20 protein-coding genes are annotated in these 21685 nt (G+C 65.6%); 11 read left to right on the top strand and 9 right to left on the bottom strand.

Going from position 1 to position 21685, the window contains the following annotated elements:
* Positions 1-79: 79 nt before the first annotated feature.
* The 4 genes from AC3WLX_RS24940 to murA all read left to right on the top strand — a co-directional run bounded on the left by AC3WLX_RS24940 (position 80) and on the right by murA (position 5630).
* On the top strand, positions 80-763 hold the full coding sequence (locus tag AC3WLX_RS24940) for a hypothetical protein (protein WP_492338405.1): 684 nt from the start codon (positions 80-82) through the stop codon (positions 761-763).
* Positions 764-1046: 283 nt separating this feature from the next.
* Complete coding sequence (gene gyrB / locus AC3WLX_RS24935) at positions 1047-3482, top strand: DNA topoisomerase (ATP-hydrolyzing) subunit B (RefSeq protein WP_492337984.1); 2436 nt, start codon at positions 1047-1049, stop codon at positions 3480-3482.
* A gap of 267 nt (positions 3483-3749) precedes the next feature.
* A complete protein-coding gene (locus AC3WLX_RS24930; protein ID WP_492337983.1) occupies positions 3750-4217 on the top strand; it encodes a hypothetical protein in 468 nt (155 codons plus the stop codon).
* Positions 4218-4337: 120 nt separating this feature from the next.
* Positions 4338-5630, top strand: coding sequence for a UDP-N-acetylglucosamine 1-carboxyvinyltransferase (gene murA, locus AC3WLX_RS24925; protein WP_492337982.1), 1293 nt, complete (start codon positions 4338-4340; stop codon positions 5628-5630).
* Positions 5631-5636: 6 nt separating this feature from the next.
* Here the strand turns inward: murA and AC3WLX_RS24920 are convergent, their stop codons facing one another.
* The 5 genes from AC3WLX_RS24920 to AC3WLX_RS24900 all read right to left on the bottom strand — a co-directional run bounded on the left by AC3WLX_RS24920 (position 5637) and on the right by AC3WLX_RS24900 (position 8320).
* Positions 5637-5939: a cysteine rich repeat-containing protein gene (locus tag AC3WLX_RS24920; protein ID WP_492337981.1), complete on the bottom strand. Its 303-nt coding sequence runs from the start codon at positions 5937-5939 to the stop codon at positions 5637-5639.
* 78 nt (positions 5940-6017) lie between these two features.
* Entirely contained in the window at positions 6018-6467 is a 450-nt protein-coding gene (locus tag AC3WLX_RS24915; protein WP_492337980.1) for a periplasmic heavy metal sensor, read from the bottom strand.
* Positions 6464-6892 (bottom strand): hypothetical protein, encoded by a 429-nt coding sequence (locus AC3WLX_RS24910; RefSeq protein WP_492337979.1) that lies wholly within the window; start codon positions 6890-6892, stop codon positions 6464-6466. Before AC3WLX_RS24910 ends, AC3WLX_RS24915 begins: the two co-directional genes overlap by 4 nt.
* The gene (locus tag AC3WLX_RS24905) at positions 6889-7704 is read right to left on the bottom strand and encodes an RNA polymerase sigma factor (protein ID WP_492338404.1); all 816 of its coding nucleotides are present in this window, start codon (positions 7702-7704) and stop codon (positions 6889-6891) included. The genes AC3WLX_RS24910 and AC3WLX_RS24905 overlap by 4 nt, the downstream gene beginning before the upstream one ends.
* Positions 7586-8320, bottom strand: coding sequence for an outer membrane protein (locus tag AC3WLX_RS24900; RefSeq protein WP_492337978.1), 735 nt, complete (start codon positions 8318-8320; stop codon positions 7586-7588). The genes AC3WLX_RS24905 and AC3WLX_RS24900 overlap by 119 nt, the downstream gene beginning before the upstream one ends.
* Before the next feature lie 160 nt (positions 8321-8480).
* Here AC3WLX_RS24900 and AC3WLX_RS24895 point away from each other — a divergent pair, with 160 nt between their 5' ends.
* From AC3WLX_RS24895 to AC3WLX_RS24885, 3 genes are read left to right on the top strand one after another with little or no spacing between them, the layout of a single operon-like run.
* Positions 8481-9881 carry an MATE family efflux transporter gene (locus tag AC3WLX_RS24895; protein WP_492337977.1) on the top strand — a complete coding sequence of 467 codons (1401 nt, stop codon included), beginning with the start codon at positions 8481-8483 and terminating at the stop codon, positions 9879-9881.
* Complete coding sequence (locus tag AC3WLX_RS24890) at positions 9878-10366, top strand: DUF2867 domain-containing protein (protein ID WP_492337976.1); 489 nt, start codon at positions 9878-9880, stop codon at positions 10364-10366. The genes AC3WLX_RS24895 and AC3WLX_RS24890 overlap by 4 nt, the downstream gene beginning before the upstream one ends.
* A complete protein-coding gene (locus tag AC3WLX_RS24885; protein ID WP_492337975.1) occupies positions 10363-11013 on the top strand; it encodes a 2-hydroxychromene-2-carboxylate isomerase in 651 nt (216 codons plus the stop codon). The genes AC3WLX_RS24890 and AC3WLX_RS24885 overlap by 4 nt, the downstream gene beginning before the upstream one ends.
* Before the next feature lie 29 nt (positions 11014-11042).
* Here the strand turns inward: AC3WLX_RS24885 and AC3WLX_RS24880 are convergent, their stop codons facing one another.
* Both AC3WLX_RS24880 and AC3WLX_RS24875 read right to left on the bottom strand, forming a co-directional pair.
* Positions 11043-11456: a barstar family protein gene (locus AC3WLX_RS24880; protein ID WP_492337974.1), complete on the bottom strand. Its 414-nt coding sequence runs from the start codon at positions 11454-11456 to the stop codon at positions 11043-11045.
* A 15-nt stretch (positions 11457-11471) separates the two neighbouring features.
* Positions 11472-12587 (bottom strand): FUSC family protein, encoded by a 1116-nt coding sequence (locus AC3WLX_RS24875; RefSeq protein ID WP_492337973.1) that lies wholly within the window; start codon positions 12585-12587, stop codon positions 11472-11474.
* Between the two features lie 117 nt (positions 12588-12704).
* Between AC3WLX_RS24875 and AC3WLX_RS24870 the strand changes: the two genes are divergently transcribed.
* The gene (locus tag AC3WLX_RS24870; RefSeq protein ID WP_492337972.1) at positions 12705-14072 is read left to right on the top strand and encodes an MmgE/PrpD family protein; all 1368 of its coding nucleotides are present in this window, start codon (positions 12705-12707) and stop codon (positions 14070-14072) included.
* Positions 14073-14285: 213 nt separating this feature from the next.
* Here AC3WLX_RS24870 and AC3WLX_RS24865 read toward each other — a convergent pair whose 3' ends face one another.
* The gene (locus tag AC3WLX_RS24865; protein ID WP_492337971.1) at positions 14286-15713 is read right to left on the bottom strand and encodes a serine hydrolase domain-containing protein; all 1428 of its coding nucleotides are present in this window, start codon (positions 15711-15713) and stop codon (positions 14286-14288) included.
* A gap of 145 nt (positions 15714-15858) precedes the next feature.
* A complete protein-coding gene (locus tag AC3WLX_RS24860) occupies positions 15859-16914 on the bottom strand; it encodes a helix-turn-helix domain-containing protein (protein WP_492337970.1) in 1056 nt (351 codons plus the stop codon).
* A 294-nt stretch (positions 16915-17208) separates the two neighbouring features.
* Between AC3WLX_RS24860 and AC3WLX_RS24855 the strand changes: the two genes are divergently transcribed.
* The 3 genes from AC3WLX_RS24855 to AC3WLX_RS24845 all read left to right on the top strand — a co-directional run bounded on the left by AC3WLX_RS24855 (position 17209) and on the right by AC3WLX_RS24845 (position 21560).
* Complete coding sequence (locus tag AC3WLX_RS24855) at positions 17209-18126, top strand: pirin family protein (RefSeq protein ID WP_492337969.1); 918 nt, start codon at positions 17209-17211, stop codon at positions 18124-18126.
* 63 nt (positions 18127-18189) lie between these two features.
* Positions 18190-19104 carry a phosphoribosylaminoimidazolesuccinocarboxamide synthase gene (locus tag AC3WLX_RS24850; RefSeq protein WP_492337968.1) on the top strand — a complete coding sequence of 305 codons (915 nt, stop codon included), beginning with the start codon at positions 18190-18192 and terminating at the stop codon, positions 19102-19104.
* Positions 19105-19343: 239 nt separating this feature from the next.
* The gene (locus AC3WLX_RS24845; protein WP_492337967.1) at positions 19344-21560 is read left to right on the top strand and encodes a SulP family inorganic anion transporter; all 2217 of its coding nucleotides are present in this window, start codon (positions 19344-19346) and stop codon (positions 21558-21560) included.
* Positions 21561-21685 lie beyond the last annotated feature (125 nt).

Raw genomic sequence — 21685 nt, 5'->3', positions numbered from 1 at the left:
CGGCCGGGTGAACCTGTCCCGTTCGCGGGACGACTAGTCGTCGGGAGGCGCGAAGACCCGGCATCCCCGGAGAGTGGGCATGACGACGGCAAGGCAGGGGACGAAGGTCCGGGCGGGATGGCGGCTGCTGGTGTGCGCCCTCACCCTTCTCGCAGGCTGCTCGAAAGAGCCGCTGACCGCAGATCCCGGCGTCGAAATGCCAGCGCCGAAGCAAAGCAGCTTCAGTCAATCCCGCTCCACGCATGCGCGTGGTGCCGCGACCCCGGTCCGGCTCGAGATCGAAGCCCGCGTGCCTGCCGAGCTCAGCGAGGTGCTTGCCTTCTACCGCAGAGAGCTCGGGCAGCGCGGCTGGCACGAGAAGCCGGATGATGCGGTAATCGCCGCCGATCGCGTGCAGCTCGCCTTCGCCTCTCCAAAGGGCCCGGCCACGTTGAAGCTTGGCCGCGCCAAGGGCGAGACCACGATCAACCTGGCGCAAAGGAATCCGGAAGCCGCAGCCAGGGCCGATGTCCTGCCGACAGCAGGACAAGCGCGGCTGATCTTCGGCTATCTCGTGAAAGACGTGGCTTCGCTTGTGATCAACGATCAAACCATCAAGATTTCTGGCGGCGAAAATCATCCACAAGTGCTGGATCTGCCGCCCGGCACGTATTCCTGCGCGCTGCTTGTGTCGGGCCTTCGGATGCGCACCGATACCATCACCGTGGCCGCAGGCGAGGCATGGTCCCTCAGCGACGATAAGGAGCCCTCCCAGGTCTACTGAATCCAGTGGCCTATGTCCCGGGGCCCGGCGACGCCTCGGAACAGGCCACTGCGCCCCGCAAGTCCACGCTTTCCGGAGCCCCAGAACGGGCCTTCGAATCGGGCTTTTTGCAGCGCCCCAAACCGCCGTTCAGAAGCCTTGAAAGCCAGCCAAAAAACCCTATTTATTCAAAGGGTTGCCGGAGGATACTTTGCGCTAGGCGCAGGCGGTCTTTCATGGCACAAATGGCCCGCAAATCAGCGCCTTAGCGCCGCTGATTCGGGCGACATCTCGAAGGCCTCTCATGACAGAACCTGCTCGGCAGCCCGCTGCCGAAAACGAGCCCTCAAATCCGAGCGACTACGGCGCGGAATCGATCCGCGTCCTCAAGGGCCTCGATGCCGTCCGCAAGCGCCCCGGCATGTATATCGGCGACACCGACGACGGCTCGGGCCTGCACCATATGGTCTACGAGGTCGTCGACAACGCGATCGACGAAGCGCTGGCGGGCCATGCCACGCGCGTCGACGTCATCCTCAACGCCGACAATTCCGTCACCGTGCGCGACGACGGCCGCGGCATTCCCGTCGACATCCACAAGGGCGAAGGCATCTCGGCGGCCGAGGTCATCATGACCCAGCTGCACGCCGGCGGAAAATTCGACCAGAACTCCTACAAGGTCTCCGGCGGCCTGCACGGCGTCGGCGTCTCCGTCGTCAACGCGCTGTCCAGCAAGCTAATGCTTCGCATCTGGCGCGACAACAAGGAGCACTACATCGAGTTCGCACATGGCGATGCCGTCGCGCCGCTGAAGGTCGTCGCCGATGCCCCGGGCAAGCGCGGCACCGAAGTGACGTTCATGGCCTCGCCCGAGACCTTCAAGAACATCGAATACGACTTCGCCACGCTCGAGCACCGGCTGCGCGAGCTCGCCTTCCTCAATTCCGGCGTTCACATCGCCCTCTCCGACATGCGCCATGCGGTCGAGAAGCGCGAGGAGATGCACTATTCCGGCGGCGTCGAGGAGTTCGTCAAATATCTCGACCGCAACAAGAGCCCGATCGTGCCGGCGCCGATCATGGTGCGCTCGGAGGCCAACGGCATCGGCGTCGAGGCGGCGCTGTGGTGGAACGACAGCTACCACGAGAACGTGCTGTGCTTCACCAACAACATCCCGCAGCGGGACGGCGGCACCCACCTCGCCGGCTTCCGCGGCGCGCTGACGCGCCAGGTCAACGGCTATGCCGAGGCCAACGCCAAGAAGGAAAAGATCGCGCTGACCGGCGACGATTGCCGCGAAGGCCTCACCGCCGTCCTCTCGGTGAAGGTGCCCGATCCGAAATTCTCGTCGCAGACCAAGGACAAGCTGGTGTCCTCGGAAGTGCGCCCCGTGGTCGAGAACGTGCTCAACGAGGCGCTTGCCGCCTGGTTCGAGGAGCACCCCTCCGAAGCCAAGATGATCGTCGGCAAGGTGATCCAGGCCGCGGCCGCGCGTGAGGCCGCGCGAAAAGCGCGCGAGCTGACGCGCAAGAGCCCGCTCTCGGTCTCCTCGCTGCCCGGCAAGCTCGCCGACTGCCAGGAGAAGGACCCCGCGAAATCCGAGCTGTTCATCGTCGAGGGCGACTCGGCAGGCGGCAGCGCCAAGCAGGGCCGTAACCGTGAATTCCAGGCCGTCTTGCCGCTCCGCGGCAAGATCCTCAATGTCGAGCGCGTCCGTCCCGACAAGATGCTGGGAAGCGAGCAGATCGGCACGCTGATCACCGCGCTCGGCACCGGCATCAGCGACGAGTTCTCGATCGAGAAGCTGCGCTATCACAAGATCATCGTGATGACGGACGCCGACGTCGACGGCGCCCATATCCGCACGCTGCTGCTCACCTTCTTCTACCGGCAGATGCCCGCCATCATCGACGGCGGCTATCTCTATATCGCGCAGCCGCCGCTCTATAAGGTCTCACGCGGCAAGTCCGAGCAGTACCTGAAGGACGAGCGGGCGCTGGAGGACTATCTGATCGACACCGGCCTTGACGACTGCGTGTTCATTGCCGGCGCGGGCGGTGACCGCACCGGGCGCGACCTGCGCTCGCTGGTCGAGGATGCGCGCGTCGTTCGCGGCATCCTTCGCAATCTGCACAGCCGCTACCATCGCAAGGTCATCGAGCAGGCTGCAATCACCGGCGTGCTGAACAAGGCGATCTACGGCGATCCGGAGAAGGCTGCCGCGGCGGCGCAATACATCGCCGGCCGCCTCGACAATCAGTCCGAGGAGGTCGAGCGCGGCTGGGTCGGCCAGTACGTCGAAGGCCAGGGCTTCCTGTTCGAGCGCACTATCCGCGGCGTCAAGGAAGCCGCCGTGATCGACGATGCCTTCCTGGGCTCGGCCGAAGCCCGCAAGCTCGACGAGTACACCGTGAAGCTCCAGGACGTTTATGCCCGCCCCGGCAAGCTCAGGCGCAAGGACGTCGAACACATGGTCTACGGCCCGGTCGACCTGTTCGAAGCGGTCACCGACGCCGGCCGCAAGGGTGTCACGCTGCAGCGCTACAAAGGTCTTGGCGAGATGAACCCGGAGCAGCTCTGGGAGACGACGCTGGACACCAATGCGCGCTCGCTGCTGCAGGTGAAGGTCAAGGAGGTCGACCAGGCCGACGACATCTTCACCAAGCTGATGGGCGACGTGGTCGAGCCGCGCCGCGACTTCATCCAGGAACACTCGCTGAGCGCGACGATCGATATTTGAGGCGGCTGGCCGCCTTGGAATTTGACCTGCCAACCAAGCTGTTGCTGCACCTCTCCCGCTTGCGGGAGAGGTCGACGCGAAGCGGCGGGTGAGGGCTTTCTCCTCTAGGGGATTATCCCATTGTGGAGACCCCCTCTCTCCCGCCCTCCCCGCAAGCGGGGAGGGAGCGCACCACCTCCTGGGTAACACCGCCCTGAACCTCACCACGCGCCGTCGCGACGAAGTGGCATGAACCCGTCGGCCCTTCCGGCCGGGAAACCTCGCGCCATGGTCGCCTCTGCAACGCCCCGTTCCACCGTCCCACCCCGCCGCCTCGGCATTATCGGCAGCATTGTCGGCGTGCTGGCGCTGATGGCGGCGGTGCTGCCGCATTGGGTGGTGCCGATCGTGTTTCCGCCGCCGCCGGCGGACAAGGTGATTGTCGACACCGGCCATCGCATCAAGGACCGCATCGTCGCCAAGGTGAAGGGCGTGGAGTATCAGGCTCCGAAGGTCGAAAAGTCGGCTGGACGAAGCTGGAGTGAAACCGCCTCGGTCACAGCAATCTCGCTCGGCCTGCTCGCCATCCTGTTTTCGGTTCTCTCGCTGATCTTCCGGGAGGAGCGGCTCCTTGCCGCCGTCGCTGCCACACTCGGCACCGGCGCCATCGCGATCGAAATCTCCTTCTTCATGATGGGGGCGCTGATCCTGATCGCAATCCTCTATGTGATCGGGAATATCATCGGACTGTTCTAAGGCGGCTTGCTGCCTCAAGCTCGGACCTGCAAGTGCCGCCCAGCACAATTGCTCCCGCGCTCAATTCTCTGTAGTTTCCCGCCCGAAACAGCCCCACCCATCAGGACAGCGAGTATCCAATTGGCGCCCATCCAATACATCGTCGAGGGCGGTCACCGGCTCTCGGGCTCGATCGAGCCGTCCGGCAACAAGAATTCGGCGCTGCCGATCATCGCCGCGGCGCTGCTCACCGAGCATCCGGTCTCGCTGGAGAACGTGCCGCGCATCCGCGACACCGAGACGCTGGTCGAGCTGATTCGCTCGGTGGGCGCCACGGCGGAATGGACCGCGCGCAACACGTTGCAAATCCACGCCAAGACCATCCGCGCCGCCGACCTCGATCCTGAATTGTGCGTGCGCATCCGCGCCTCGATCCTGCTCGCCGGGCCCCTGCTCGCCCGCTGCGGCGAGGTGATGCTGCCACCGCCGGGCGGCGACGTCATCGGCCGACGCCGGCTGGACACGCATGTGCTGGCGCTGGAGCAGCTGGGGGCAAAGGTCACCGCGACCGACCGGCTCGAATTCCGCGCGGCCAAGCTCGCCGGCGCGGATGTCTTCCTGGACGAGCCGAGCGTCACCGCGACCGAGAACGCGCTGGTCGCGGCGGTTGCCGCCGACGGCGTCACATACTTGCGCAACGCTGCATCGGAGCCGCATGTGCAGGACCTCGCCAATTTCCTGGTCGCGCTCGGCGCGCAGATCGATGGCATCGGCACCAACACCATGATCATCCATGGTCCCGCTACGCTCGGCGGTACGACCTACCGGATCCAACCCGACCACATCGAGGTCGGCTCACTGATCGGGCTGGCCGCCGTGACGCGCTCGCCCTTGCGCATCACGCGCGCCGGCGTCGAGCATCTGCGCTCGATCCGCATGGGTTTCGAACGGCTCGGCATCGTCTGCCGCGTCGAGGGCGACGACCTCATCGTGCCCTCGAACCAGACGCTGAAGATCCAGGACGATTTCGGCGGCCACGTGCCCAAGCTGGAGGACCAGCCCTGGCCGGCCTTCCCGGCCGACCTGATGTCGATCGCCATCGTCACAGCCACGCAATGCGAGGGCGTGATCCTGATGTTCGAGAAGATGTTCGAATCCCGGATGTTCTTCGTCGACAAGCTGATCGCGATGGGCGCGCGGATCGTGCTGTGCGATCCGCACCGCGCCATCATCGCAGGCCCCAGCCGCCTGCACGGCGCGACGATGACCTCGCCCGACATACGCGCCGGCATGGCGATGCTGCTGGCGGCAGTCTGCGCCGAGGGTACCTCGACCATCAACAACGCCGACCAGATCGAGCGCGGCTATGAGCGCATCGAGGAGCGGCTGAACGCGCTTGGGGCGAAGATCAAGCGCGTGCCGGAGCGGATTTAGCCTATCCTACTTTGGCGGGTTCGCGTCGAAGACCTGCTTGCAGGCCGCTGACAAGCTCGCGTAATTGTCGCCGAGGCATTTGCGGATGCGGCCGCCGCCGGGCATGGTGCCAGCGCAGAACCGCGAATAGTCGGCCTTGCAGGCCTGCTTTGCCTCACTCCGCGCATCGCCTGCGGAAGCTTGCGAAAGAAACAACACGAGAAGTGCGATCAAACTCGCGGCCGCAAGAGCCGCACGCACGTAGACGGCCGCCCGACGCGAGAACCTCACCGCCGGTCCGCTTGCCGTCCTGCCAGATCGTTGCACCATATCATCTCCACTATGTCGCAGACATCGATGTAGGTGATACGTCTGGACGGGCCGAATCCCTCGTTCACTCGGCGCGGCTCAGCGAAAATAGCCGCCGACGAGTTGGCGGCGTCCTTTCGGTGAAATACGCTCCAGCATCTCGACGAAGGTGGCGACGACGAGGTCGCCTATCTTCACGCGCTTGTCGCGGGCATCCTTCACGGCTGCTTCCAGCTCGGCCTTGTCCAGATTCGCCTGTGCCGCCGTCTTCATCGCCTTCATCAGCGCGAGCCGGTACTCGGACTGGAGAGGCTGGAGCTCGGCCTCCTTGCCGCGATAGATGCCCCACAGGATCTCTGCGTCTTCCGCGGGCAATCGCTCCGCGACACGCTCGATCATGCGGAGCGGCACGCCCGCACCCGCGCCCGGCATGAAGCCGCCGGGCCGCAGCCATTGCGCCGCGACATAGGTGAACAGGATGACGTTGACGCACAGCGACAACAGCATGAGCGCCCGCCAGGGAGTGGACCATTCTCGCCAGAACTTCATTGCACCGATCCAAATCCTATTGCGTAGACATCGAAGACGCCGCTCATGACGGACAAGGGGTCCGACGGCGAATGGACATAAGGCATCGCCCCCGCCAGCCACACGCCGACCAAGGCAGAGCAGGCGAGACTTGCGGCGGGAACGAGCGCGGGCCAGCGCAGCAGGCGATACCATGACGGCCGATGGTTCTGCTGCGGCATCGCCGCCAGTCTTTGCAGCACAAGCAAGCTCGACCGATCCGCCCGCGCAGTCTCGATCTCCGGGGCGACAGCGAGCAGGCGGTCGAGGCGCCCCTGCTCATCCAGGACGGCTGCGCCTTCCGCACTCGCCGCCAGTCGCCGCGCGGCCTCGCGCGTTGCCTCGGGCCAGCGCTCGACATCGCCTCCCCATGTCTCGGCCAATTGTCTGAACTGTTCGGGCGTCATGCGTAGCTCCCCGTCTCCTGTATTTTCTGTATGTTTGCCTTCAGCGTCGCGCGGGCGCGGCCCAGCAGCGACTCGAACGCCTTGGCGCTGACGTCCATCGCCTTCGCAGCCTCCTCGCCGCTCAATCCTTCCATGTGGAACAGCGCGATCGCGCCGCGCTGCCGGTCCGACAGGCCGGCCATCGCGCGATTGAGCAGACTGAGCTCCTCGTCGGCGATCAGACGCTCGACGGCGTGCGGTCCCAAATCCGGCACATCGCCGGCCTCTTCGAGCGGCAGAAACGTTCGGCGCCGCGTGCGATCGAAGGTCAGGTTGAGGACGATGCGGTAGAGCCAGGTCGTGAATTTCGCGACCTGCGGATCGAACGAGGCGGCGTGGGTCCAGACCCGCATGAAGGCCTCCTGGCCGATGTCGTCAGCCTCGGCCGGATCGCGCACGATCCGCTGCGCGACCCGGAGTGCCCGCGGCATGTGACGCCGCATCAGGATGCGAAACGCCTGCTGCCGCCGCGCCGAAACCTCCGACATCAAAGCCTCGTCCGAAGGCTCTTCCATCATCCCGATCTGTTGCTCTGGCCTGCGGCCGCCATTGCTGCGGAACACGCGTTGGTCCCGACCGTGAGGGTATGCTGCATCGCTCGAATGCGACGCCTCCTCAATCGTATCATCTGCGGCAACAAGTCGCGATCGCCCGTCAGAAGCGCCAGTAAACACCGGCTCGAACGGTGTGCGTATCGAGCTTGGACGTGCGATCGGCGAAATTGACGGCGCCGACCGTCTGGCTTCCGAGGGTTTTCGAGCCGTAATTGTCATAGAGATATTCGAGCCGGGCGGAGGCGTTCGGTGCAAAGCGGAATTCAGTGCCCGCTCCAATCGACCAGCCGACGCGGGTATCGCTCCAATTGGCAACCGCCCCGCTCGCATTGTCGAACGCCTTGCTCTCGACGCCCGCGATGGCGAGGCCGCCGCTGGCGAACAGCAGCGTCCGGCCGAAGGAATAGCCGATGCGCCCACGCAGATGGCTGTTCCAGTTGACGGCGGATTGAAGCTGCGTGAGCGATGGCGTCGGCGGAAAGCCGGTGTCGATGGTCGCGCGCGCATCGACAAAATTCACGTCGCCCTCCACGCCGGCGACGATCCGGCCCCATTGCGCCGAGAAGCCAGCGGTCGCACCCACGGTCGCGCCCTTGGGATCGACGAAGTGAAACTCACCGGTGGCGGGAAACGAAACATCGGAGCGGCCGGAGAGATAGCCGGCCTGCACGCCGAGATAGGGCCCCGCCCAGCTCAGCAGAGCCGCCGACGCCGCCTGGATTTGCGGGGGCGGCGATGCGGGAAGCCTCAGATCTGCCGCTGCGGCGGGGCCGGCAGCGATAATGACCGAGCCGATGAACGGCGCGGCAAACCTCAGCCTGAATCTCGTTGTCATGCTCAACTTCCCAATGTGAGACCGGCGCCGGTTCGCCGCACATGACGAATACGGCGCAGGTCGAACTTTCCTTCGGCCCAGCGCGATCTTTTTTCCGGCGCGACCCGGTCCGACGTTTCTTTGCCGTTACTTCGCCGATCGAGGCTGCTATGGCCTTGCCATGACCGGGCTTTTGGACACCAGGCAGCCGGGCCTCGCAGGCTCGGATGCGCCGCCGAACCGTCTCGCCGAAGAATTTGTCGAGACGTTGCGACTCGCCGTGCCGCTGATGCTGACGCAGCTCGGCCAGATCGCGATGATCACGACCGATCTGGCGATGATCGGCCGGCTCGGCGAGGACGCGGTGGCCGCGGCGGCGCTGGCCCATACGGTCTACTTCGTCAGCTTCACCTTCGGGCTCGGACTGACCTCCGCGGTGTCGCCGCTGGCGGCGCAGGCGTTCGGCGCCGGCGACGTCAGGCTGATCCGCCGCTCCCTGCGCGTCGGCCTGTGGGTTGCGCTGCTGATCTCGCTGCCGATGATGGCCTCGCCGCTCTATGGCGAGCAGATCCTGCTCGCGCTCGGGCAGACCCCGCAATTGGCCGCCCTGGCGCAACGCTACCTGAGCGGCCTCGCCTGGGGCATCGCGCCGGCGCTCGGCTTCATCGCGCTGCGCGGCATGATGAGCGCGGTGAACCGGCCGCAGGCGCCGCTGTGGATCACGGTGGCGGCGATCCCGGTCAATGCCGGCCTCGTCTATGTCCTGATCCACGGCCTGTTCGGCCTGCCGGAGCTCGGCCTGTTCGGCGCGGGGCTTGCAACCACGCTGGTCAATCTCGGCACCTTCATCGCCGCGCTCGCGATCGCCGCATGGCGAAAGCCGTTCGCGGACTATCATCCGCTCGCCCATCTGTGGCGGATCGACTGGCCGTTGATGCGCCAGCTGATTGCGGTCGGCGCGCCGATCTCGTTCTCGCTGCTGATGGAATACGGCCTATTCTCCTCGGCGGCGCTGCTGATGGGGCTGATCTCGACCACCGCGCTCGCCGCGCACCAGATCGCACTCCAGGTCACGGCCGTGCTGTTCATGGTCCCGCTCGGCATCGGCATGGCCGCCACGGTACGCGTCGGCCATGCCTTCGGTCGCGACGATCCGGCGGCGGTGAGGCGCGCAGGGCTCGCCGCGGCCGTGCTCGGTGTCGCGCTCGTCTCCGCCCTGACAGTCGCGATCATCCTCGGTCGCTATGAACTGGGCCGCCTGTTCTTCGGCAGCAGCGGCGCGAGCGCAGCAACGGTCGAACTGACGGCTACGCTGCTGGTGGTCGGCGCCACCTTCTTCATCGCCGACGGCCTGCAGACCATCGTGGGCGGTGCGCTGCGCGGCCTCAATGACACCAGGATGACGCTGGTGTTCGCAGTGATCGGCTATTGGTGCGTCGCCTTTCCCGTCGCCTGGCTGCTGGCATTCCACACGGGACTGGGCGCGACCGGCGTCTGGGTCGGATTCTCGGTCGGCACCTTCGTCTATGCCGGCCTCCTGATCTTGCGCTTTCGGATGCTGACGCGCAGACTGGCGAGATGACGTCAGCAGTCCGCGAAATCACCCCCGAGGTTCATGTCGACGCGCTGCTGGGCGGCGCGCAGTTCATCGATGCGTTTCGCGTGGACCTCGGAGCCACCGTGATGAGTGCTCGCGAAGCCTGTACGAGAATGGTGCTGGACGGGCCGCGATGGATCGACACGCTGCTGCGCCTGCGCAACGTTCTGGTGAAGCCGTTTGGGCTGAAGACTTCGGGCGAAGGCGCTCCGGCGCCGCACGGCTTGATCGGCCTGTTCCCGGTGATCGGCGAAACGCCCGAGCGGCTGGTGGCAGGCTTCGACGACTATCATCTCGATTTCCGCATCGTGGTCGACGTGGACGGGGATGCCGCAAACCGGCGCGTCACCTCGACCACGCTGGTGCGGACGCATAATCTCCTCGGCCGAAGCTACCTCATTCTCATCATGCCCTTTCACAAGTTCGTCGTTCGCAGCATGATGCGCCGCATCACGGAGCCGCGCCGGTGACGCTCACAGTCGATCTCTTTTACTCTTTCCGCAGCCCCTACAGCTACCTCGCGCTGCCCAAGACGCTCGGGCTGGTCAAGGACTACGACCTGGACGTCAATTTGCGGCCGGTCTATCCGCTGGCGGTGCGCGTGCCGGGCTTCTTCAAGAAGGCCAACCCGCAATTCGCGCGCTATGTCGTGCGCGATTCCACCCGGGTGGCAGAATATCAGAACATTCCGTTTCGCTTTCCGCGGCCCGATCCGATCGTGCAGGACATGACGACGCTCGAAGTCGCAGCCGAGCAGCCCTACATTTATCGCCTGACGCGGCTGGGTGCGATGGCGCAGCTCGAGGGACGCTCGCTCCGGTTCACGTCGGCGATCGCGCGTGTGCTGTGGGACGGGTCGGTTGCGGGATGGAACGAAGGCGACCATCTCGCCCGCGCCGCCGAGACGGCGGGCTTCGACCTCGCCGCGATGGATGCGGCGATCAGCGCCGACGCCGATCGCTACGAGCGGGTGATCGCCGAGAACGAGAAGGACCACGCCGCATCAGGCCATTGGGGCGTGCCGACTTTCGTATTCGAGAACGAGCCGTTCTTCGGTCAGGATCGCATCGATCTGCTTCTCTGGCGGATGCGGGGCAAAGGGCTGACGAAGCGATAGAGTGTCCATTCACAAATCTGCAGAGCTCGTCATAGAAGAACGAGCTCGACTCCATCCTCCGCTTCGGCGCCGCCGGGGCAATGGCGCTGGATGATCTCTATAAGCCAATCGAATACCGTCGGTCCCTCGTGCCTCAGCGCATCGGCCAGATAATTCTCAACAGAAGCAATGTTCGAAGCGTGACATCGCTTTAGTCTCTGCTGGAGCTGGCGAACAGTCTCGTCATATCCGAGATTTCGCTTAGAGATTTCGTGATTTCGCCAGCAGAGAACGAACCCTTCTTCCGGCGTGCCAAATCCGCCCCTTAGAATATCATTGAACGCGTCAAGATTTCGGCCCCACTCGGCTCCTGGGATGATGCGAAGGCCGATCTGATCGTAGAACTCCTCCAGCGTCGCGAATTCCGACCCGTCAATACACAGTTCTTGCTTCGATGCCGTCATCAGTGTAGCCCCGTCTCACTCCGCCACGCGCACCGACTTGGCGCTTGCCGCCTCCGACCATTCGCCGACGACGCGGTCGAGGTCGCAGAGATTCTGATGCATCTGCTCCAGGGAGAAGCCGATCGCGAAGAAGCGCTCGGCGGTATCGCCGGGCTGGCCGCGAATCAGGCCGTCCTGGCGGACGGACGCCACCGCCTCGGCGTAATGCTGGAGCGCGACGTGGACGGGGTGGATCGGCGGCGCGCCGGCACCTTCGCGCAAGGCCGCGGCGGCGGAGCGGAGAAAGCGCTCGATCACGGTGGAGACCTCCGCCAGAGGGCCTGCCAGCCGCGTCTGCACCTCGATCGGCAGCGGGACCACGGTGGCGCGGCCGATCATCACGACGTCATGGCGCAGCCGCAGGATCGTTCGCAGCAACGGGCCGGTATCCGGACCGCTTGACAGCCGCGCGGCGCGCTCGCGCTCGGCTTCGGAGCCGATCGCATTGAGGTTGACCATCGCGCTGCCGATGCCGTCCTGGATCCGGTGCAGCGCATCGTTGTCGCGGCCGCGCGTCAGGCCCGCGAGCAGCTCGGTGAAGGCATCGGCGATCAATTCGAGCAGCGTCGCCGCGCTGGCGCGGATCTGACGCACCGCGCGCGAGGGCAGCACCAGGAAGGAGACCAGCAATCCGGTGACCGCGCCGACGCCGACCTCGCTAACGCGGTCGATCGCCGACGCCAGGGGATCGGAATGATGCATGGTCGGAACCAGCAGCACGATCACGGCCGTCACCGTGGCAGCGCTGAGGCTCGGATTGATTGCGGCGATGAAGGCGAGCGGAGCCACGGACAGCACCAGCAGGCCGAGGAGGCCTGCCTCCGTGGAGTACGGAATCAGGATCGCGAGGGCACCGCCATAGATCGCGCCGCCGATGGTGCCGAGCATATAGTCGCGCGTCGCCTTCAGCGAGCGGCCGACGCTCATCTGGGTCACGATCAGCGCGGTCAGCACCGCCCAAAGCGGCAGCAAGAGGTGCAGCGCGGTCGCGATCGCATAGGCGGCGGTCGCGGCGACCGTGACCCGGATCGCCAATCCCAATTGCGTCCGCCGCGACCTGATCCGGTCGAGCAGCTGCCTTGCGCGCGTCATGCGGAATATCCCGATCCTCTTGAGCCGACCAAAAGCATGGCTGATGCCCGCGGCCGCAAGGCCGCTTGAAAGGCCAAATCAGCCCGCCTAACTTGCGCGCCAAAACGAGGAAACACGATGGCTCACGAAACCGCAACGCTCGCCGCCTATGTCTTCAACCTGAAATACCAGGATATTCCAGCGGAGGTGCTGGATCGCGCCAAAGTGCTGACGCTGGACTTTCTCGGCAGCGCGATCCGGGCGCGACGCGAGGCCGAATCGACCCCGTCGATGCTGAAAATGCTGGAGGCGCTGGCGCTCGACACCAAGGGCGAGTCCACGGTGTTCGGCGACACCAAGACCTGGACACCGGCGGTCGCGGCGCTCCTCAACGGCGCGCTCGGCCATTCCCTCGATTTCGACGACACCCACGCCGATTCCTCCCTGCATCCGAGCGCGCCCGTCGTCCCGGCTGCCTTCGCCGTCGGCGAGATGGTCGGCGCGTCCGGGCGCGACGTGCTGACCGCGATCGTGGCGGGCTATGAGGTCTGCTGCCGGCTCGGCAACGCGCTCGACCCGACCTCGCATTATGCGCGCGGCTTCCACCCGACCGCGACCGCCGGCACCTATGGCGCTGCTGCGGCGGCCGGGAAACTGTTCGGCCTCAGCGAGAAGCAGCTCGTCGCTGCCTTCGGCGTCTCCGGCAGCCAGGCCGCGGGCTCGCTGCAATTCCTCGTCAACGGCGCCTGGAACAAGCGCTACCAGGTCGGCGCCGCCGCGATGAACGGCGTCATCGCCGCGACGCTGGCGCGCAACGATTTCGTCGGCGCGACCGAATCGGTCGAGGGCAAGCACGGCCTGCTCGCCGGCTACACCGACGACGCGCATCCGGACAAGGCGGTCGCCGAGCTCGGCAAGACCTACGAGACCATGAAGATCGGCGTGAAGCCGTATCCGAGCTGCCGCTACACCCATGCCGCGATCGACGCGCTGATCGCGATGCGGCGCGAGCACAATCTGACGCCGGACCAGGTCAAGCGCGTCGAGATCGGCCTGCACCGCAACGGCATCACCCTGACCGGCGATGCCGCCACCAAGCGGCACCCGCGCTCGATCGTCGGCGGCCAGTTCTCGATGTTCTTCACCGGCGCGCTCGCGCTCGACCAGGGCTCGTTCGGCTGGGACGATTACAGCCGGCTCGGCGATGCCGCCATCGACGCGCTCGCCGACAAGTTCGACGTGGTGCAGGACGACCGCCTCGAGATCGGCCGCACCCACCCCTTTGGCGCGCGCGTGAGCATCACGACGGATGATGGCGTGCACGAGCGGCTCTACGCCGATCCATCCGGAGAGCCGACCTCGTTCCCGGATACGCAGGCGATGCAGCAGAAATTTCTGACGCTGGCCCGCCCCGTGCTGGACGCGCGCGCTGAAAAGTTTGCCGATGCGATCATGACGCTGGAGCGGTTCGACCGCGTGGCGCAGGCGACGGAATTGGGGCGTTAGGGCTCTCTCAGCGCGACCGCTGTACCCTCTCCCCTTGTGGGACCCCTTGTGGGAGAGGGTGGCTCGCCGCATAGCGGCGAGACGGGTGAGGGGTCTCTCTCCGCTCGCACTTCTCTCGCATTTGAGTCCGCGGAGGCATACCCCTCATCCGGCGCTTCGCGCCACCTTCTCCCACAAGGGGAGAAGGGAAGAGAGTGCGCCTCACACCATCGATCAATCCCCTCCCGCCAGTTTCCCCCTCTCGCGCGTGGCCGCCACCACATCGCGCACAAGATCGAACACACCGTCGGCTTGGGGCGGTGCGTTTGGGGAACGACCGAGGCGCACGATCACCAGCTGCTCCGACGGGATCACGATGGTGTACTGCCCGATCGTGCCCTTGGCGAAGAAGGCATCGCGCGGCCAGCCGTGCTCCACGCGAAAACTTGCGCCGAAGCTGTCGCCCTGGTTGGTCCAGAAGCCGGCGCCGATGCCGACCCATGCATTCGGCGTGGCGGTCGCCGAATAGTTCACCCAGCCTTCCGGCAGGATGCGCTTGCCGCCGGCGACGCCGTCATTGAGATAGAGCTGGCCGAAACGGGCCCAGTCGCGCGCTGAGGCGAGCATCTCGGTCGACCCTTCGATCGTGCCCGAGCCATCGAGCTGAAGCACGACGTCGCGCATGCCGAGCGGGGCGAACAATTCGCGGCGCGCGAAGCGTAGCGCGTCTTCCGGCGTGCCGCCGGCCGCACCGCGGATCAGATGCGACAGAATGAGGATGTTGCCGTCGTGATAATTCCACACCGTGCCGGGCGCGGTCTCGAGCGGAATCGTCTCGGCATAGGCCGCCATGTCGGACTCGACGAACTTCATCCGGTTGACCGGCTCGAAGGCGGAGAGAAGCGAAGCCTGCAACGAGCTGCCGAGCGCGAGGCCCGCGGTGTGGCGCAGCAGCTGGTCGACAGTGATGACGTGGCGGGGATCACCGGGGTCCTTCCAGGCCGCGACCGGCGCAGGACCTTCGAGCTTCAGCTTGCCCTGGCGCACCAGAACGCCGATTAGTGCGGAGACCACAGATTTTGTCATGGAGAAGCCGAGCAGCGGCGTTTGCGGACCGATGCCGTCCGCATAGCGCTCCGCGATGACGCGGCCCCGCTTCATCACGACCACCGCGCGGGTATGCCGGTAAGGCGGCTGCACAGGCTCGGCGAAGGCGCGCTCGATCGCGGCGGCAAGCGACGGGCTTTGCGGCGGCACGATTCCGGGGCCGGCGATCTCAGGCAGCAGCGCGGGCTGCTTGTCGGTCGCGGGCGGCTCGACGACAGCGCTTCCCACGCCATGGTCGAGCGTGCAGCCGAGCCCCTCGCGATAGACGGCACGGCTGCGGCCGAGGCCGAACAGCGTCACCGTGACGTCCTTGCGGATGCGATCGACCTGGTAGTCCATCGCCCAGGCAATCAGGCCGGTCCCGGGCATGGCATCAGTGGTCTCGTTAAAGGTGCGCTGCGGGTCAAGGCCGGAGACAAACGTCTCGGAGCACAGGATGTCGGCGACGAAACCGGTGGCGACCTTCGGGACGTCGTGGGCTCGCGCTGCGCCGAGCGCGAGGCCGGCACAGGCTATGGCGGTGGTGACGAGGATGATCTTGCGGCGGCGGATCACGGGCTTTCTCCGGCTTCGGGCGAATGCGGGAGAGCAGGCAGGATGCAGCCGATATGCGCTCGCCGGATTTGAAAGACGACCTCGTCGAAAATTGCCGAGGCTGGTAGATTTCGGAATTCTTATGTGATTTCAAAGACCTGAGGATCTAGGCCTCGACAGCCTTCAGCCGCCGGTACTCCGTCGGCGTGACGCCCGTCACGGCCTTGAACGCGCGGTTGAACGGCCCCAACGACTGGAAGCCGGCGTCCATCGCGATGGTGATGACGGGGACCTCGGCCTGGGCCGGATCGGCCAGCGCGGCCTTGGCCTCCTCGATCCGGTGATTGTTCAGGAACGCATTGAAATTGCGATAGCCGAGGCGCTGGTTGATCAACCGGCGCAGCCGGTACTCGGGAATTTTGAGCCGCCCCGCCAGCACGCCGATGGTGATGTTTTCGTGGCGATAGATCCGCTCGTCCGCCATCAGGCGCATCAGGGCGTGAATGAGTTTCTGGTCGGTGGATTCATCGACCGCCGCAGCCTGCGTCAGAATTGCCGGCGTCGCCGCCGGGGCCGGAAACAAATCCGCGCCATCGACGCGCATCATCGCATAGGTGATGATCGCGACGACGCAGGCGAGCACACCGGTATTGACGGTGTTGGCGACGTCGCCGGCACTGCCGCCGATCGCGATCTGAAGCAGCGCGCTCAGCCCGCCATAGATCGCCGACGTGCAGACGATGAAGACCCGAACGCGCCGCCGCCGCTCCACCAGATCGGCCGGGCACGAGGCGATTGTCTGCCCGATCGCAAGCGCGATGAATCCGAGCACGATCAGGTTCACCACGGTCACGGAGAACCGCGCGTTGCCGCCTGGTGCAATCCAGACGCACCCCGCAAAGCTGAACGCCGTCACCAGCCCCCAGATCAGCCCGTGCCACCATCGCACGCGAAACTCGTCGTCGAACAGCGCGCGCGTGAACAGCCAGAACACGACGATGTTTCCGGTCGACACTGCGATCAGCGGTGCATGCCAGGCCGGAACGAGCGGCGAGACGCCGATCGAGTAGCTCGCCGCATGCGCGGCCGAGCCGAGCGCGAAGGCCGCGCCAAGGCGGGCGGCGAGCACATGACGGAACTGGGAGAAAAGCGCTGCCGCGAGCACGAGCAGCAGCGCGACGCTGGCAGCGCGGAAGGCGAGCTCGGTAGCGGCAAGGGTCATCGGCTGGGACGAACGGTCGCGGTTGAATGCAGCCGACCATCGTTCGTTGCGCTTGTTTTTTCAAGGACCAACCGCACCCAATGTTGCAGCGGCACCCATCCCTGTCATCGCCCGGCTCCGACCGGGCGATCCAGTACTCCGAGGCAGCAGTGATCAATCGAGAGGCCGCGGCGTACTGGATGCCCCGGCCAAGCCGGGGCATGACAACGGAATGTATGTGGCGCCGGCGTCGTCGCGACGACGATGCGAAATTCTGCTATCGTCGCGTCCAACAAATCCAACAAGGAGTCCCCCATGAGCTGGCAGCCCTCGAACGATCCCGTGCTCGGCGATCCCATGTCCTGCGATGCGCTCGATCTCGTCATCGTGCCGCGGACGCGCGATCTCGGCGACGGGTTCGCGGTACGCCGCGCGCTGCCGCACGGCAAGCGGCAGATGGTCGGGCCGTTCATCTTCTTCGACCATTTCGGCCCGGTGCAGTTCGTCTCCGGCAAGGGCATGGACGTGCGGCCGCATCCGCATATCGGGCTTGCCACCGTCACCTATCTGTTCGACGGCGCGATCATGCATCGCGACAGCGAGGGTAACGTCCAGGAGATCGCGCCGGGCGCGATGAACCTGATGACGGCCGGGCGCGGCATTGCGCATTCCGAGCGCACGCCGGATGCGCAGCGCGCCTCGGGGCAGAAGATGCTGGGCCTGCAGAGCTGGATTGCGCTTCCGGCCGGCTCCGAGGAGATCGCGCCGTCGTTCCAGCATTATGCGGCGGGCGACTTGCCGATGATCTCTGAGCGCGATTTCACCGCCCGGGTGATCGCGGGATCCTCGTTCGGCATCACATCGCCGGTCTCGATGGTCTCTCCCTGGTTCTACGCCGAAGTCACGGCGGTCGCGGGCGCGAGCGTGCCGCTCGACCCCGACCACGAGGAACGCGCGATCTACGTGGTGGAGGGAGAGGTCGAGATCGCAAACGAGCGTTACGAAGGGCCGCGGCTGCTGATCTTCCGGCCCGGCGACCGCATCACCGTGAAGGCGCTGAAGGCGACGCGGATGATGTTTCTCGGCGGCGATGCGCTGGAAGGCCCGCGCCACGTCTGGTGGAATTTCGTGTCCTCCAGCAAGGAGCGGATCGAGCAGGCCAAGCAGGACTGGAAAACCGGCCGCTTCGCGCCGGTTCCGCAGGAACATGAGTTCATTCCGCTGCCGGAATAGGCTAATCCGGTTTCCAGCCGCGTAACCAGGTGCGGCCGGAATTCTCGTGCGAAGGCCTTGCCGATGACCACCATGCTCTCCAGCGACCTGCCGCTCCCCAAGATCGGACGCGGCAAGGTGCGCGACATCTACGCCGTCGACGACGACCGCCTGCTGCTCGTCACCACCGACCGCATCAGCGCCTTCGACGTGGTGATGGGCGAGACCATCCCGATGAAGGGCGCGGTGCTGACGCAGATCAGCGCGTGGTGGTTCAACGAGCTCGAAGGCGTGGTGCCGCACCACATGATCAGCGCGGACACCGACGAGATCGTTGCGGCCGTGCCGGCGTTGAGGCCGCACCGCGCCGAGATCCTGGGCCGCGCCATGCTGTGCAAGCGCACCACCGTGTTTCCGATCGAATGCGTCATCCGCGGCTATCTGTCGGGCTCAGCCTGGAAAGAATATGCGGCCAGCGGCACGCTCGCCGGCGAGAAGCTGAAGGCTGGCCTCGTCGAGAGCGAGAAGCTGGAGCCCGCGATCTTCAGCCCCGCGACCAAGGCCGAGAGCGGCCATGACGAGAACATCACCATCGCGCAGATGCGCACCGTCGTCGGCGACGAGGTCGCCTATACGCTGGAGAGCATGACGCGGGCGATCTACACGCTCGGCGAGGAGCTCGCCCGCGAGCAGGGCATCATCATCGCCGACACCAAGTTCGAATTCGGCCGCGACAAGGACGGCCGCATCATCCTGATCGACGAGGTGATGACGCCGGATTCGTCGCGATTCTGGGCGGTCGACGCCTACAAGCCCGGCCAGCCGCAAGCGAGCTTCGACAAGCAGCCGCTGCGCGATTATCTCGACGCCGAGCGCAGCGCCGGCCGCTGGAACGGCGACGCCCCGCCGCCGCCGCTGCCGGTCTCCGTGGTGGACGCGACCAGCAAGCGATACTTGGAAGCCTATCGGCGCGTGACGGGGAATGAGCTGGAGGTTTAGGCGCGGCTCCTGATGTCGTCCTGGACACGCGCAGCTAAGCGGAGGGCGGATTCACGACGGCGACGGACGATGCTTCGCCTCGTCGTCCGCCAGCGGCATGTGATCGGCCGTTCGCACGCCGTGCGCCGCACCTTCGGCAAACCTCCGCAAGACCGTCGAAGGTTTCATAGTTTCGAGAATCCTGTTGCGTTAAGCCTGTAGTCGTCTACGACGGACTTTTCAGGGGCGAGCACGACGGCGTGACCGATCCAGCCATTATTTTCAGCCCGGCGCATCGATTGAGTCCGGCCATCAGGCGTGCGCTGAACGATATATTGGGCGGAAGTGCCGCCAGCGTCCTGACCGTCACGTTCGGACTGTCCTATTCGCTGCTGATCTTCGCCGGGCCCTTGTCGCCCTTTTTATCCTACGGGATCGCGGCGACTTTCATCAGCTCCGCGGTGCTTGCAGCCGTCATCGCGCTCGGCAGCTCCCTGCGCTTCGCGATTGCCGCGCCCGACAGCTCGACCGCCGCGGTGACGGGTATCCTGGCGACCTCGCTGGTCGAACGCGTCGTGGCGGCCGACCCGTCGACATCGCTGCTCTCACCCGTGCTGATCACGCTGTGCCTGTCCACGGTGCTGACGGGCGTCGCGTTGTGCGGATTGGGCCTGACCCGGATGGGCCGCGCCATCCGCTACGTGCCCTATCCCGTGGTCGGCGGCTTCCTCGGTGCCACCGGGCTGCTGATCGTCATGGGTGCGATCCGGGTGATCACCGATCATCCCGTGCAGCTCGCCACGCTGACGCGCTTGGTCGACGGTGTCGCCCTCTCGGAACTGGGCGCGGCCTGCGCCATGGCGCTGGTGCTGTACCTGACCTGGCATCGCTCGCGCGGGCCGCTCGGACTCCCGATCATTTTGATCGGCGGCGTGCTCACGGCGCATCTGGCGTTCTGGATCTCCGGCATCTCGCCCGATGATGCCCGCGCGCTCGGCTGGACCTTCCGGCCGCCGCCGGCCGCTTCCTTCACGGTGCCCTGGCACACCGACGGCCTCGTTCGATATCCCTGGTTCGCGGTGCCGGACCTGCTGGGCAATCTCGTCGCCGTCATCTTCGTCACCGCATCAAGCACGCTGTTCAACACCACCGGCATCGAGGTGGCCGTGCATCGCGAGGCCAATCTGGAGCGCGAGCTGAACGTCACCGGCGCGGCCAACATGCTGACCGGCCTGCTCGGCGGCTATGCCGGCTGCATCTCGGTCAGCCGCACGATCCTCAATTTCTCCAGCGGCGGCCGTGGCCGCTTGTCCGGCCTCACCGTCTCCGCCTTGTCGCTGCTGGTGCTGGCGGTCGCCCCCGAGCTGCTCGGCTACATCCCGAAATTCGTCCTCGGCGGATTGCTGCTCTATCTCGGCGCCGACCAGCTGCACAAATGGATCGTCGAATCGCGCAGGCGGCTTTCGAAGCTCGAATATCTCTCGCTGATCGCCATTATCGTCATCATCGTCACCTGGGGCTTCGTGCCAGGTATTTTGATCGGCGTGATCATCGGCTGCGCGACCTTTGCGTTCAGCGCGGCGCGGGTGGAGTCGATCAAGTACAGCTTCGACGGCTCGGAATACCGCTCCTCGCTCGATCGCTCGCGTGACGACCAGGAGGTGCTGCTGGCGCATGGCGGTCAAATCCAGGGGCTCAACCTGCAGAGCTATCTGTTCTTCGGCTCCGCCAACCGGCTCTACCAGCACGTCAAGCGCCTGCTTCAGGAGCGTCCGGAGTGCCGCTACCTGCTGTTCGACTTCAAGCTCGTCACCGGCGTCGATTCGTCGGCGGCCTACAGCTTCGCCCAGATCAAGCGGATCGCGGCCGATCTCGGCGTCGAGCTTATCCTGGTGCACCTGCCGACCGCAGCCGAAAAGGTGCTGCGCTCGAGCGACTTCGTCGGCGAAGGCGTCACCATCATAGCCGAGCTCGATCATGCGCTGGAATGGTGCGAGAACGAGATCATCTCGCAGCATCAGGGCCTGGTGCGGGAAGAAGCCAGCCTGCGCGACTGGTTCACGAGGATACTCGGCAGCGAGAAGCATGCCGACGAACTGATCCACCGCTGCCAGCGCATCGAGGTCGAGGCCGGCGAGGTCATCGTGCAGGCCGGCGACCCCGCCGATTCCATGCATTTCATCCTCGAGGGACGCGTCGGGGTGATGGTGCCCGCCGAAGACGGTCGCAGCACCCGCGTGCGCAGCCTCGGCCGCTACACCACGATCGGCGAGATGGGCCTGGTGTCGCACACGCCGCGCAGCGCGACGATCCAGGCCGAAGTCGACAGCGTGCTCTACGTTCTCAACAGCCACCAGTTCGACGCGATCAAGACCGAGGACCCCGCGCTCAGCCACAAGCTGCTGACGTATTTCGTGTCGGTCATGGCCGAGCGGCTCACGTTTGCGAACCGGACGATCGCGGTGCTGCGGCGGTAGTCGACGCGTCGCCCGCATGAGCCTTCGTCATGCCCTGGCTTGTCCCGGGCATCCACGTTCTTCGTGCTGCAGCTAAGACATGGATGGCCGGGTCAAGCCCGGCCATGACGTGTGAAGATGACGAT

The sequence above is a fragment of the Bradyrhizobium sp. FW305-F6 genome, from assembly GCF_058782905.1.
This window is presented reverse-complemented; position numbering and strand designations above follow the sequence as displayed.

Bases quoted from the DNA above. Each gene is read 5' to 3' on its own strand.
- AC3WLX_RS24900 (WP_492337978.1), bottom strand. From the start codon at position 8,320: ATGACAACGAGATTCAGGCTGAGGTTTGCCGCGCCGTTCATCGGCTCG.
- AC3WLX_RS24880 (WP_492337974.1), bottom strand. From the start codon at position 11,456: ATGACGGCATCGAAGCAAGAACTGTGTATTGACGGGTCGGAATTCGCG.
- AC3WLX_RS24895 (WP_492337977.1), top strand. From the start codon at position 8,481: ATGACCGGGCTTTTGGACACCAGGCAGCCGGGCCTCGCAGGCTCGGAT.
- gyrB (WP_492337984.1), top strand. From the start codon at position 1,047: ATGACAGAACCTGCTCGGCAGCCCGCTGCCGAAAACGAGCCCTCAAAT.
- AC3WLX_RS24870 (WP_492337972.1), top strand. From the start codon at position 12,705: ATGGCTCACGAAACCGCAACGCTCGCCGCCTATGTCTTCAACCTGAAA.
- AC3WLX_RS24890 (WP_492337976.1), top strand. From the start codon at position 9,878: ATGACGTCAGCAGTCCGCGAAATCACCCCCGAGGTTCATGTCGACGCG.
- AC3WLX_RS24940 (WP_492338405.1), top strand. From the start codon at position 80: ATGACGACGGCAAGGCAGGGGACGAAGGTCCGGGCGGGATGGCGGCTG.
- AC3WLX_RS24930 (WP_492337983.1), top strand. From the start codon at position 3,750: ATGGTCGCCTCTGCAACGCCCCGTTCCACCGTCCCACCCCGCCGCCTC.
- AC3WLX_RS24875 (WP_492337973.1), bottom strand. From the start codon at position 12,587: ATGACGCGCGCAAGGCAGCTGCTCGACCGGATCAGGTCGCGGCGGACG.
- AC3WLX_RS24860 (WP_492337970.1), bottom strand. From the start codon at position 16,914: ATGACCCTTGCCGCTACCGAGCTCGCCTTCCGCGCTGCCAGCGTCGCG.
- AC3WLX_RS24915 (WP_492337980.1), bottom strand. From the start codon at position 6,467: ATGAAGTTCTGGCGAGAATGGTCCACTCCCTGGCGGGCGCTCATGCTG.
- AC3WLX_RS24905 (WP_492338404.1), bottom strand. From the start codon at position 7,704: ATGACAATTACGGCTCGAAAACCCTCGGAAGCCAGACGGTCGGCGCCG.
- AC3WLX_RS24910 (WP_492337979.1), bottom strand. From the start codon at position 6,892: ATGACGCCCGAACAGTTCAGACAATTGGCCGAGACATGGGGAGGCGAT.
- AC3WLX_RS24855 (WP_492337969.1), top strand. From the start codon at position 17,209: ATGAGCTGGCAGCCCTCGAACGATCCCGTGCTCGGCGATCCCATGTCC.
- AC3WLX_RS24850 (WP_492337968.1), top strand. From the start codon at position 18,190: ATGACCACCATGCTCTCCAGCGACCTGCCGCTCCCCAAGATCGGACGC.
- AC3WLX_RS24920 (WP_492337981.1), bottom strand. From the start codon at position 5,939: ATGGTGCAACGATCTGGCAGGACGGCAAGCGGACCGGCGGTGAGGTTC.